Raw genomic sequence first — 12963 nt, forward strand, 5'->3', positions numbered from 1 at the left:
AGAGGGTTTGATGTCGGCCGGTTGGAGGTGCTTTCCGGCTGGATGGATCAGCTTGTTGCCGATCGCAAATATGCCGGTTGCGCCCTGCTGATCGCCAAAGAGGGCGATGTGGTGTTTGATCATGCCACCGGCCTGCGCAGCCTGTCGCGTAACCTTCCGTTTGAACGCGACACCGTTGCCCGCATCTATTCCATGACCAAACCGATCACCACGGTGGCCCTGATGATGCTGGTGGAACGCGGTCTGGTGCATCTGGACGCGCCGGTTTCTGAGTTCATCCCCGGCTTTGCCGACAGCCATGCCCTGATCCCCGGCGCGACATCGCTGGATCAGGTGGAACCCTGCGCCAGCCCGACCCTGCACCAGCTTGCCGTCCACACCAGCGGTCTGACCTATCCGTTCAACCCGGGTCTTGTTGCAGAAGCGATGGATGCCGAAGATCTGCTCTTCAAACCCACCCAAGGCAAACTCGAAGACGTTGTGAACAAAGTCGCCGCCCTGCCGCTGGCCTTCGCGCCGGGGCAGCGTTGGGAATATTCTGTGGGCATCGACATTCTGGGCCGCGTGATCGAGGTGGTCTCCGGCAAATCGCTGGAGCGGTTTTTCCGCGATGAAATCCTTGATCCACTGGGCATGACCGAAACCGGCTTTTCAGTTGTGCCGGGAACGGAGTCGCGCTTTGCCGATCTTTATACCCCGCTTGAGGGGGACGCGATGGCGCTCAACGCGGCAAAGGTCGGTGCCAACACGCTGCGTGAAGTGGACAACGCAGAGCGGTCTCCTTTCCTGAAAACGGAAACTTTCTCCGGTGGCGGCGGTCTTGTGGGCACCATGGATGATTATCTGCGCTTTGTTGAAATGCTCCGCTGCGGTGGCGCGCTGGGCGACACACGTCTGCTCGCGCCACGCACCGTTCCCTTCATGATGGACAACCACCTCCCCGACGAGATCGCCGCCATGGGGCCGCAAAGTTTTGCCGAGCAGCCGATGGAAGGCATGGGCTTTGGTCTTGGCGGTGCGGTGGTGCTTGATCCTGCCCGCGCCCGCTGCCCCGGCAGCTTTGGCGATTTCAGCTGGGGTGGTATGGCCTCAACCTTCTTCTGGATCGACCCGATCGAGTCGCTGTCGGTGGTCTTCTTCACCCAGCTCTCCCCGTCCAGCAGTTACCCAACCCGCGCGCAGCTCAAGGCACTGGTGCAAGCGGCGCTCACCTGAGCCTGTCCTAAGTGTTAACGCGGATGGAGACACTGAGGTGCACACCTCCGCGATACAGCCGCAATACCGACGCGATACAGACGTCTGCGAAAATTGGTTAATTCTGCGCTGGGCGCAGCAGGCGGCCAAGCACTGTCATCACCAGAAACAGGGCTGCGGCGACGCAAACCACCGACGGTCCGGCTGGCGTATCCATTTGATATGACAATCCCAATCCGCCCACCGCAGCCGTCGCGCCGATGCCCGCAGCCCCAAAGGCCATGACTTCTGGCGAGCGTGCCACCGCCCGCGCGCCTGCCGCTGGAATGATCAGCATCGCCACAATCAGCAAGGCCCCAACCACCTTGATCGCCACCGCCACCACAATGGCCAGAGCAAATGTCATAAGTTGTTGTTCACGCTGTGGATTTAACCCGCTGGCATAGGCAAGGTCCCGGTTCAGCGTGGCGGTCAGCAGGGCTTGCCAGCGCCATGCCATCAGCCCGACGACCAGCGCCGCGCCGCCCCAGATCACGATCAGATCGGTTTTGCTCACCGCCAGAATATCGCCAAACAAGTACGACATCAGGTCCAGCCTTACCCCTTGCAGGAAAGAAACCGCCACAAGCCCGAACGCCAATGCCGAATGCGCCAACACCCCAAGCAGCGTGTCGACGCCAAAGCCTTTCTCCGAGAGGTTGGACACCGTCAGCGCCATGGCAAGCGCAATCGCCATCGCGCCTGCAAAGATCGAGACCCCGAGCGCCAAAGACAGCGCCACCCCAAGGATCGCCGCATGGGCCGTCGCATCGCCAAAATAAGCCATCCGCCGCCAGACCACAAAGCAACCCAGAGGGGCTGCCGCAAGCGCCACGCCAACGCCGGCGAAAAGCGCGCGAACGAGAAAGTCGTCAAACATATCAGTGAGATCCGTGATCGTGGTGGGCGTGGTCACCGTCATGACAGAGGTCATGGTCGCGATGATGGTGGTGGTCATGCTCATGCCGGTACAGCGCCAGCGCACCATGGGTGCCGGTGCCAAACAGCGCCCGATATTCCGGGGCAGAAGCGACAATTTCCGGCGTGCCATGGCAGCACACATGCCCATTGAGGCAAACCACACGGTCAGACGCGCTCATCACCACATGCAGCTCATGGCTGACCATCAGCACAGCGGCCCCGGTGCTGCGCCGCACCTGTTCAATCTGGGTGTAGAGATCTGCAGAGCCAGGTTGATCAAGGCCCGTTGTCGGCTCATCCAATATCAGCAGGTCAGGCTTGTCCATCAAAGCCCGCGCCAGCAGAACACGCTGGAATTGCCCGCCTGACAGCCCCGCCATGGGCCTGTTTTGCAGACCTTCCGCGCCAACCTGCGCCAATGCTTCCTCCACCTGCGCCTTGCTGCGTTTGGTGGGGAGCGACAAAAACCGTGCTGCGGTCAATGGCATTGTGGCATCAATCGCCAACCGCTGCGGCACATAACCGATGCGCATGCCCGCGGCACGCAGAATGGTGCCCTGATCCGGTTGGAGCGCCCCAATAATGCAGCGCAGCAAAGTGGATTTGCCACTGCCATTAGGCCCAACAATGGTGACAATCTCGCCTTTGTCGATGGCCAGGTCCACATTGCTCAGCGCCTGATGTGACCCGCGTTTCACCGACATTTTGCTGACGGTGACAAGCCTCATGCCGGTGTCTCCGCTGTGGGCGCGCAATCCGGGCAGAGCCCTTCCGCCTCCACCACCGTGCTTTCCACCACAAAGCCCATCGCCTTGGCCGCTGCGCCCAAGGTGGATTTCAACGACGCGGCGGTTTCGCCAACCGTGTTGCAGCCGCGGCAAATCAGAAAGATGGGCGTGTGGGTGTCACCGGGATGGGCGCAGGCCACATAGGCATTGAGCTTCTGAACCTTATGCACAAACCCGTTGAGCACCAAAAAATCCAAGGCGCGATAGACGACCGGGGGCTGCGACGCATAGCCTTCCTCAGATAGGATGCCCAAAATATCATAGGCCCCCATCGCGCGGTGTTCCTGCAGCAAGATTTCCAGCACCCGCCGACGCCCTTTGGTCAGGCGCAGCCCTTTGGTCGCGCAGGTTTCTTCTGCAGCGCGCAGCCCGCTGCCCACACAGGCGGCGTGGTCATGGCTTTGAAATCCCACGGTTTGCATGGAGCCTCCTGACGGTCCTCAAGATTTGACACTTGATATAGTATAACATTTCAACTAGAGCCAGCCCCTGTAGCAACAAAAGGAGCGCTGACGTGCGATTCATTCCTATGGTCTTTGCGGCGACCGTTCTGGCCGCGCCGGTGCGGGCGGAAGCGCCACGCGTCGTGACGGACATCCTACCAGTCCAGGCGCTGGTCGCCAAGGTCATGCAAGGTGTTGGCGAACCTCAGCAATTGCTGCCCGCCAACCAATCGCCACACAGCTATGCCCTGCGTCCCTCCGAGGCCCGCGCGCTGCAAAACGCCGATCTCGTGGTCTGGGTCGGTGCGGAGCTGTCTCCTGCGATGGACGAGGCCATCGAGAGCCTTGTGAATGACGGAGAGGCGTTCTCCCTGCTGCATCTGAACGGCACAAGAGAGCTTGCCTATCGCGAAGATGAAACCTTCCTTGAGATTGCTCTGGGTGACGGGGATGATCATCACGACGATCATGACCACGACCATGATGCGCATGATGACGACGATCATGAGGGTCACGACGACCATGCACATGACGAAAAGCATGACGACCATGATGATCACGGCCACGACGATCACGACCATGACGAGCATGCGGATGAGCATGGCCATGATGAGAGCCATGAAGAGCATGACGCGCATGACCACGACAAACATGCCGACCACGAAGGTCATGACGACCATGATGACCATGCGGATGAAGCCCACGCGGGCCATGAGGGGGAACACCATCATGACCATGATGGCGTTGATCCACACGCCTGGCTTGACCCGCAAAATGCCAAGTTCTGGATGGGCGCGATTGCAGAAAAGCTCGCCGCCCTTGATCCGGAAAACGCTGCGACCTACCGGGCCAATGCCGCCGAAGGTCAGACAGAGCTAGAGGCGCTGACAGCTGAAATCGCCACGGACCTTGCCCCTCTGAAAGGGCACGGCTTTGTGGTGTTCCACGACGCCTACCAGTATTTTGAAACCCGCTTTGATTTGTCGGCCTCCGGTGCGATCCTTTCAGGAGACGGCACGACCCCAAGTGCCGCACGTCTGGATGCGGTGCGTGACGTTCTGAACAAAGAAGGCGTCACCTGCGTTTTCACAGAGCCACAGTTCAACCCCAAAGTTGTGAAGGCAATCAGCTCCGGTCTGGATCTGCATTCCGAAGAGCTGGACCCGCTTGGGGTCAATCTGGACAGCCCGGATTATCTCGCTTTGATCCGCAACATGGCGAAACAGTTTGAGCACTGCCTTGAGGATCACGATCACTAAGAGGGCGGCTTGCCTGCTTTAGGTCCAACGCAATTCCGCGGGGCGTATTTCAAAGGAAATATGATGCGCCCCGCCGAGCAGCCCCTCAACCGTATGGTTGGCCAAGGCGCGCCAGTAGGGCTGTAGGGTCACCGCATCTTCCTGCAAGATCCGTTCCCCCCGTTCCACAAGCGCGCGCCGTTTGTTAAGATCAAGCGTGCCAAGCGCCTCATCCAGAATGGCGTCAAACTCCGGATTGGCATAGCCGAACTCATTCCACGCTTCACCGCTGCGATAAGCCAGCGCCCAGATCTGTACGCCGAGCGGGCGGTGGTTCCAATCCGTTGCGCTGAATGGGAACTTGTCCCAGTTTTCCCAATAGATGCTGCCTGGAACAATGGTGGTTTTGGCCTGAAATCCCGCATCACGCAGCTGCGCCACCACCGCATCCGTTGTGTTTTTGCGCCAGAGATCGTCGATGGTGTGAATTTCCATCTCAAATCCTTCCATGCCCGCTTCCTGCAACAGTGCCAATGCGCCGCGCGGATCATGGGGCGGCAGGCCGATGTCGGTATATTCCGGATGCGCAGGACCGATATGGTGGTTCTCTGCGGTGCGGCCGTGACCGCCGTTGCCAAGCTCCAGCAGCACCTCATTGTCCACTGCCATCGCAATGGCCCGCCGGACACGCGGGTCGGCATAGGGCATCTGCCCGCCCACCTCTGCCAGTTGATTGGGGCGCACCACCACCGTTGACATAGAGATCACATCGTTTTTGACCCAACCTTCGGTGGCACCGATCAGGTCGGCATATTCGCCGTCCACGGAATAGGTCATGTCGATTTCACCGGCCTTGGCCGCACGCGCCCAAACTGCCGGATCAGTGCCAAAATCAATAAACTCGATGCGATCCATCCAGGCGCCGTTGCCGTCGTTCCACCAGCTGTGATCCTCATTGCGCATCAGCACACCGCGCGCGCCGACCTGTAAATCCACCGGCAGGTAAGGTCCTGTGCCTACGGAGTTTTCCAGCATAGTGGCGGGATCAAAGCTCTTATGCACAATCGCGGCGGGGTAATCCGCCATACCGGGGATCAGCGATATATCTGCCTTGGGCAGGTTCAGGCGCACCGTGTGGTCATCAACCACCTCAATTGCGCCGTCCAGCGCGCGGTTGGTAGCCGGGTCAATCAGCGTGGCAAACCGCCCCGCCATGGAATTCCCCGCCAGATCGCGCGCGCACCAGCCTGTGATGTTGCGCGCCACATCCTGCGCCGTAAAGGCATCGCCATTGTTCCAGCGCACCCCTTGGCGCACATTCAGCGTATAGGTTTTGGCATCCTCGGAAATTTCCCAGCTCTCCAGCAGCGCGGGCTTAAAGGTGCCATCGTTTTCATAGGTGACGAGATATTCCAGCCATCCGCGCGTGAAATTGGCAATCTGCGGCCAGTCAAACAGGCGCGGATCTTTGAGCGCCCGCACTTCCTGCTGAATGCGCACCACGCCCCCCGCCGAGGAAGTCGCCGTCTGCGCTGCCACTGGCTTTGCGCTTCCAAGCAGCGCATAGGCCGTCGCGGAACTCGCTCCAAAAGCGCTGGCCAGCGTTAGAAATTCGCGTCGGGACATCTGGTCCGGTCCAACATGGGCCGCCTGATCAATCAGGCTTTGCGGCAATGGCGCTCCGGTGCGGTTTTGAAAGGACATCGGTGCCCTCCAGTTTGGCTGGGGTTGCGAAATTTCTGAATGCCACAATGTTTGGCTTCTATGAAAGAAATGTCAAAGGCCGGAAATCCCGACCGGTTTTCAAGATCATAGGGCAGTTGTGCCACACAGCAATTCACATTCCTAGGTATCCGCGCACGAGGTGTTCCTCGGAAGACTCAACCGATGAGGATTTCATGTGAAAGCCTGTCCCATCAGGATCACTGTGCTATGCAAAGGCCATGACCACGGTACAAGACACGTCTTCATTGCGCATTCTCAGCGTCACCTCCGTGCGCAACGAAGCGCCGTATTTGCTGGAATGGATCGCCCATCATAAGGCCGCAGGCGTCACCGATTTCCTCATTTTTTCAAATGATTGCGACGATGGCACCGATGCATTGCTTGAGGCTTTGGACGCCGCAGGTATCATCACCCATGTGGACCATAAGCCGACCTCAGGCAAAAGCATCCAGTGGCAGGCATTAAAGCAGGCGTGGAAACATCCTCTGCGCAAAGCTGCGGACTGGATTTTGGTCACCGACGTTGATGAATTTCTCAATATCCACGTGCCGGGGCACCGCATTTCCGATCTGCTCGCCAAGCTTGATGAGGCGACGGATGCGGTGGTTCTGCCCTGGCGCCTGTTTGGCAACAACGACAAAGTCGCGATCGAAGACAGCCCTGTCACCGCGCAATTCACCCGTGCGATCCCCGCAGAGGCGCAATATCCGGTGGCGGCCAGCCTGTTCAAAACTCTTTTCCGGGCCAAAGGACCGTTCAACCAATTGGGCGTGCACCGCCCCAAGCAGAAAGATCCGGAAAAAGCGGGCCTGCCAAACATCCGCGATGGCTCTGGCAACGCCGTGCATCCCTTTCTGGCCGAAAATGCGTCACGGCTGTCTCTCTATGGTCTCGGCGTGGCGCGCGATCTGGTGGAGATTAACCATTATGCGGTGCGTTCCGCCGCCGCGTTTGTGGTCAAGAACGAGCGTGGGCTGCCCAACCGCGCCGCCAAAAAAGTCGATCTGAGCTATTGGGTGGAGCGGAACTTCAACACCGAAGAGGACACCTCCATCGCTCAAATGCGCCCTGCAACAGAGACTGTTTTGGCACAGCTTCTGGAGATCGACGAGGCCGCCGCGCTGCATGCCGCCGGTGTGGCGTGGCATCAGCAACGGTTCCTCACCCTTGTGACCCAGCCCGCCGGACAAGAGCTGATGTCCCAAATCCTCACGGCGGGTGGCAGTCAGGTGCCGCCACGACAATTGCAGCAGCAGTTGGTAAGATGGTATCAACAGGCAACAGATAAAATATCCTGACGTCATTGCGTGATCGGGAAGAAGAGAGAGCAGGGGCAAACCCATGGGGAAGGCCGCATTCCATCTGTGCGAAGTGACAACCGCTGATCTGGCGGGGGCGACGCTTTTGTCCTGCGTGGCCGCTGAAAGCAGCGATGGCGCTGAGGCGCAGGCGTTTTTTAAAACCGGCGTCGATGCCGGTGCGATTTCGGCTGGGGCTGACACCAAGATTCTGGAGCGGCGCAGCATCGGCGATGGCGCCATCCTGCGCTTGCGTTTCGAAGGCTCTGCGCCCCGGTTGGGGATCAAGGATGCCCAGTCAGATGTTGCCGTTGCACAGCCTGATTTGGACGTGTTTGAGGGCCTGAATGTAGCCCTCGCGGTGCGCAACGGCGAAACCGCTGCCGCAACGCTCGCGTGGCTGCGCTACCACGCGGCGCAGCACAATCTTCAAGGCGCGGTGATTGTGGATCGAGCGCAACCGGGGAAGGACACGGACTATCTGAGCGCGCTTGAGGCAGGTCTGCCGGATATCAAAGGGCTGAAGCAGGTCTTGGTTGTGCGGTTTGATGTGGCGTTGGGCCACGCGGATTTGCCGCCGGAGGCACACCCCTACAATGCCCCAGACGCGCCAGGCAAAGACCGTATGGAAATCCCTGCGGCCTCTCCTTGGGATGCGCCCCTGGGCGAGGTGCAAATCTTTGAGCTGATCCGCCACCGCTGGCTGAACCGCGCCCGCGCCGTTGCGCTGCTGGATATTTCTGATCTGGTCAGCCAGACAAAAGGGGCTGGCACCAAGGGCCGCACCCTCTTTGACATGGCGGTCAAATCCGAAAGCGGTGCCATCACGCTTGTGGGGCAGCATTGCTACCCTTGGCGCGTGCGCAACGGGCAAGAGGCCAGCCACGCGGATCACATCTGCGTTCAGTTTGATGCCACCAAGATGCGCCGCCGCTGGGTGGTCGCGCCCAAGAAAGCGCCTTCCGATGTGGTCTGGCGGTTGATCCGCGTGGTCGGCGCGCGCACCAAACCTGACGAATGGGTGAAGTTTTATCGCTGCATGGCGCTGCGCCATCCGGCCAAAAACGTCGGGCAAATCGTGCCCAAGACCTCGCTGATCGAAGAAGACGAGCTTCTAAAAATCGCGCGCAAGAAGTTTGATCACAAACCGCTCCGCATGCCCGAAATTCCTGCGCCCAAGGTGGATCCGGCCGACAATGACGTGGCCATCATCACCTGCATGAAGAACGAAGGCCCGTTCATTCTGGAGTGGCTCGCCTATCACCGTGCCATCGGTGTGAAGAGCTTTCTGGTCTACACCAATGACTGCAATGACGGCACCGACAGCTTTCTGGATCTGCTGCAGGAAAAAGGCTTTGTACAGCATCGCGATAACCCGTTCAAAGGCACCAACCTGAAGCCTCAGCACGCGGCTCTACAGGCGGGCGAAAGTGAGCCCGTGATCCAAAACGCGGATTGGGTCATCTCGATGGATGTAGACGAATTCATCAACATCAAAACCGGAGACGGCACGCTGCCCGCGCTCTTTGAGGCGGTGGGGGATGCCAATCTGATCTCCTGCACATGGCGTCTCTTTGGCAACTCTGATGTGCATGGATACAGCGATGCGCCACTGATGGCGCAGTTCACCCGCTGCGCGCGCGAGCAGACGCGCAAGCCGCATCAGGCCTGGGGCTTCAAGACGCTTTACCGCAACATCGGGCTTTTCAAAAAGCTCGGCGTGCACCGCCCTAAGGGCCTCAATCCGCAGCTTTGGTCTCACATCCACTGGGTGAATGGCTCGGGTCAGCCCCTGCCCAAAGACATGTATCGCAACGCATGGCGCTCAACCGCAACCACGGTGGGCTATGATCTGGTGCAACTCAATCATTATGCCGTGCGCTCCGCAGAAAGCTTTCTGGTGAAGCGTGACCGGGGCCGCGTGAACCACGTCGATCGCGATCAGGGCATGGCCTATTGGTTCCGCATGAACAACAACACCGAGGAAGACACCTCCATCCAGCGCATGATCCCGGCCATGCAGGCGGAAATGGATCGGCTCCTGTCTGATCCGGAAATTGCAGAGGCCCATGCCTTCTCTGTGGATCGCCACCGTGCCAAGATCGACGCGCTGCGCCAGACCACCAACTACGCCAAATTTTACGAGGATCTCACCAGCGCCAGACAGGAGCGCCTTGCCAGATTGCATCCGCATTTTGGGGCCAATGTCTTCCTTGCCGGGCCGGAGGTGATCCCCGATTGGGTTGTGGAGCGTGATTTACCAGATGATTTCTTCTTTACGGTAGAGAAGCAGGACACAGCCCATTAATGGGCTGTAACGGATTTTCGGAGACAGGACGGGTGTTTCGGCTTAGACTGTTTCCAAATTAAGAACAAAGGGTTGGGGCAAAATGGCAAAGCTACCTGAGATCGCATCGCTGTGGATCGGCGGACGCCTGTCGTGGCTGGAACAACTGTGTCTCAAATCCTTTGCTGACGCAGGGCATCACACGACGCTTTACAGCTATGAGGAAATCCCCAATGTGCCCGAAGGGGTGCACACCGCCGACGCAGGCGAGATCTTTCCCGGCGAGCCGATGTATCGCCACGTGCGCACCGGCAGCCCGGCCATTCACGCCGACATCTGGCGGCTGAACCTGCTCAAAAAGACCGACAAGATCTGGGTGGATGCCGATATCTATTGCTACCGGCCCTTCAACTACACCCGTCAATCGATCTTTGGCTGGGAGAAAGAAGGCCTCTTGTGCAACGCGGTTCTGGGCCTGCCTAAGAGTTCCAGAGCGCTCAACGCCATGTTGGATTTCTTTGAGGATGAATATGCCATCGGCCCTTGGCTGAAGCCGTGGCAGCAACGCGAATTGCAGGCCGAAAAGGATGCCGGACGCCCGGTGCATATGACCGCGCAAAACTGGGGGTTCACCGGCCCTGCGGCGGTCACTTATTTCCTCAACCAGTCCGGAGAAATCAAATACGCCGAGCCGGAAGCGGCGTTTTATCCGGTGTCTTTCAAAGACCGGAACAAGATGATCCAAAGCCGGTTTGACATCGAAAAAGACTGGCTGACCGAAGACACCCGTGGCGTGCATTTCTGGGCGCGCCGGATGAAGCCCCGTCTGGAGGAAAAGGAAGACAACCGCCCCCGGCGCGGCTCCTTCATGCACGGTTTGCTCAAAAAGCACGACATTGATCCCGACGCGGCCCTGATCCTGCCAAAGAAGAAAGCCCCTGATGCCTCAGGTACAGCGAGCAGCCCATCCGAAACCTCCGCATCTCTTCCGCAAACGGAGCAAACCGCTGATGTGAGCCCCGTTCTGGAAAAGCCTAAAGCCGCCACCTTGCCGGAGGCGCTTGATATTTCCAAAGTCGAGGCAAAACCTGCCGCGCCAAGCCGGTCTGATTGGAAGCGCAACCTGCAAGAAGTCGGCGCAGAGCAGGGCTTCTTTGAAGAGTTGGGAGAGGAGCACTCCGCGCTCTATATCGAGCAGGGCAAGACGCTGATTGTCACCTTTGAAAATCTGGACCACGTGTTTGAGGACAGCGCGGAGCGGATGCCCTGGGGGCATAACTTTGTCACCTCGCGCGGCTGGTCGATGCTTGGCCTGATGGCGCATGGCTGGACATGGTATCGAGACGAGGCCGTTTTTGATTTCTTTGACCGTCTGCGCGACGAAGGCTTTTTTGAGCAGTTCGACAAGGTTGTGTTTTACGGCGCCTCGATGGGCGCCTATGCAGCGGCGGCTTTTTCTTCTGCAGCCCCCGGTGCCACTGTCATCTGCATCTCCCCGCAGGCCACGCTGGATCGAGAAACCGCAAGCTGGGAAACACGTTACCGCCGCGCATGGCACCGCGACTTTGGCGGGCGCTACGGCTATGCTCCCGATCTGATTTCAGAGGCCAAAGAGGTGAACCTCTTTTATGATCCACGCATGCCAGCGGATGCGATGCACGCGGCACTCTTTCGGGGGGACAACCTGCGCAAATATCGTTGCCGCTTCATGGGGCACCGGATTGCGTCTTTGTGGATCCTGATGGGGCTGCTGAAACCGGTGATCGAGAAGTGTGTGGCAGGTGAAATGAATGCGAGCACGTTCTACGGGTTGATGCGTCAGCGCCGTGAAGTGCCGCGTTACCAGAAAGAGATGTTGCAGACGCTCAACAAAGATGGCCGTCCATGGATGATCGCCAACTATTGCGCGGCTGTTCTGGCGCGGCGGCGTGGGCCGCACTTCCGCAAAGCTCTGCGCGCGGCGCGCGCAAAGCTCTGATCCGTTCTAAGTGAGATAGCTTACAGCTTAGGCGTCGCGTAATGTGTCGCCAAAGCTGATCGTCGGGGCGAGGGTCACAGTTGTGTCCTTGTCTTTGCCCTCGGTGCGCGCGGCAATGATTTCAGCCGCCTTGATGCCGATTTCACGGCGGCAGGCATCCATGGTCGCCAACTGGCGCGGCAGACCTTGCAACAGTTCCACACCGTTAAAACCCGCAAGCCCGATCTGGCCGGGCACATCAATGCCCTTCTCCAGAAGGTAAAGCAGCCCGCCCGCGCCGATCATGTCATTGCTGTAGTAGATGAAATCCACATCCGGGCTGCGCTCCAGCACCGCTTGGGTCATCTCGCGCCCCTTCGCCAGTGCTGAGCCGCCAGAGTAAAACTCGCGATCAACCACCTCGACGCCGGATTTGGCGAGCACTTCGGTAAAGCCTTCAAAGCGTTTGCGCGCCCGGTGGTCCAGCGGCATCTTGGTGCCAAGGAAGGCAATCTTCTTGTAGCCGGCCTTCAGAATCGCCGCCGCCATCTCGCGCCCGGCGCGGCGGTGCGAAATGCCCACCATAGCGTCCACAGGTTCGCCGTCGGTGTCCATGATTTCCACCACCGGAATGCCGCTCGCGTTCAGCATCGCGCGGGAGGCTTCGGTGTGCTCAAGCCCGGCAATGATCACCCCGGAAGGCCGCCAGGACAGCATCTCATAAAGGACTTTCTCTTCCTTTTCAGGAAGATAGTCGGTCACGCCCACAACGGGCTGCAGCTCGGTGTCTTCCAGCACCTGACTGATCCCGCTCAATACTTCCGGAAACACCATGTTGGACAAAGACGGGATGATCACCGCTACAAGGTTCACGCGCTGACTGGCCAACGCCCCGGCAATTTTGTTGGGAACGTAGCCGAGCTCTTTGGCTGCGGAGAGCACCTTTTCTCTTGTCGCCGGAGAAACATCACCACGGTTTCGAAGCACGCGGCTGACTGTCATTTCAGACACCCCCGAGGCTTCAGATACATCACGAAGGGTCAAAGAGCGATTTTGTTGAGTCACAGACAGTC

General features: G+C 59.0%; 10 protein-coding genes. 5 read left to right on the plus strand and 5 right to left on the minus strand.

Features of this window, described 5'->3' with window-relative positions:
* The first annotated feature begins 42 nt into the window (after positions 1-42).
* Positions 43-1215: a serine hydrolase domain-containing protein gene (locus J7412_RS09115; RefSeq protein ID WP_209078743.1), complete on the plus strand. Its 1173-nt coding sequence runs from the start codon at positions 43-45 to the stop codon at positions 1213-1215.
* Between the two features lie 97 nt (positions 1216-1312).
* Here the strand turns inward: J7412_RS09115 and J7412_RS09120 are convergent, their stop codons facing one another.
* The 3 genes from J7412_RS09120 to J7412_RS09130 are packed head-to-tail and all read right to left on the minus strand — an operon-like array spanning position 1313 to position 3364.
* On the minus strand, positions 1313-2113 hold the full coding sequence (locus J7412_RS09120; RefSeq protein WP_209078744.1) for a metal ABC transporter permease: 801 nt from the start codon (positions 2111-2113) through the stop codon (positions 1313-1315).
* A gap of 1 nt (position 2114) precedes the next feature.
* Positions 2115-2882, minus strand: coding sequence for a metal ABC transporter ATP-binding protein (locus tag J7412_RS09125; protein ID WP_209078392.1), 768 nt, complete (start codon positions 2880-2882; stop codon positions 2115-2117).
* A complete protein-coding gene (locus tag J7412_RS09130) occupies positions 2879-3364 on the minus strand; it encodes a transcriptional repressor (RefSeq protein ID WP_209078393.1) in 486 nt (161 codons plus the stop codon). The genes J7412_RS09125 and J7412_RS09130 overlap by 4 nt, the downstream gene beginning before the upstream one ends.
* Before the next feature lie 92 nt (positions 3365-3456).
* Here J7412_RS09130 and J7412_RS09135 point away from each other — a divergent pair, with 92 nt between their 5' ends.
* The gene (locus tag J7412_RS09135; protein WP_348540488.1) at positions 3457-4644 is read left to right on the plus strand and encodes a zinc ABC transporter substrate-binding protein; all 1188 of its coding nucleotides are present in this window, start codon (positions 3457-3459) and stop codon (positions 4642-4644) included.
* Between the two features lie 18 nt (positions 4645-4662).
* Here the strand turns inward: J7412_RS09135 and J7412_RS09140 are convergent, their stop codons facing one another.
* Complete coding sequence (locus tag J7412_RS09140) at positions 4663-6327, minus strand: ABC transporter substrate-binding protein (RefSeq protein ID WP_209078394.1); 1665 nt, start codon at positions 6325-6327, stop codon at positions 4663-4665.
* A gap of 239 nt (positions 6328-6566) precedes the next feature.
* On the opposite strand from J7412_RS09140, the gene J7412_RS09145 reads away from it, so the two are divergent.
* The 3 genes from J7412_RS09145 to J7412_RS09155 all read left to right on the plus strand — a co-directional run bounded on the left by J7412_RS09145 (position 6567) and on the right by J7412_RS09155 (position 11911).
* The gene (locus J7412_RS09145) at positions 6567-7646 is read left to right on the plus strand and encodes a glycosyltransferase family 2 protein (RefSeq protein WP_209078395.1); all 1080 of its coding nucleotides are present in this window, start codon (positions 6567-6569) and stop codon (positions 7644-7646) included.
* A gap of 43 nt (positions 7647-7689) precedes the next feature.
* Positions 7690-9954, plus strand: a complete 2265-nt coding sequence (locus J7412_RS09150; RefSeq protein WP_209078396.1) for a glycosyltransferase family 2 protein — start codon at positions 7690-7692, stop codon at positions 9952-9954.
* Between the two features lie 82 nt (positions 9955-10036).
* Complete coding sequence (locus J7412_RS09155) at positions 10037-11911, plus strand: hypothetical protein (RefSeq protein ID WP_209078397.1); 1875 nt, start codon at positions 10037-10039, stop codon at positions 11909-11911.
* A 27-nt stretch (positions 11912-11938) separates the two neighbouring features.
* On the opposite strand, the gene J7412_RS09160 is transcribed toward J7412_RS09155, so the two are convergent.
* On the minus strand, positions 11939-12955 hold the full coding sequence (locus tag J7412_RS09160) for a LacI family DNA-binding transcriptional regulator (RefSeq protein ID WP_348539434.1): 1017 nt from the start codon (positions 12953-12955) through the stop codon (positions 11939-11941).
* Between the last annotated feature and the right edge of the window lie 8 nt (positions 12956-12963).

Source organism: Shimia sp. R9_3, assembly GCF_017743755.1.
In the GTDB taxonomy this organism is placed as follows: domain Bacteria; phylum Pseudomonadota; class Alphaproteobacteria; order Rhodobacterales; family Rhodobacteraceae; genus Shimia.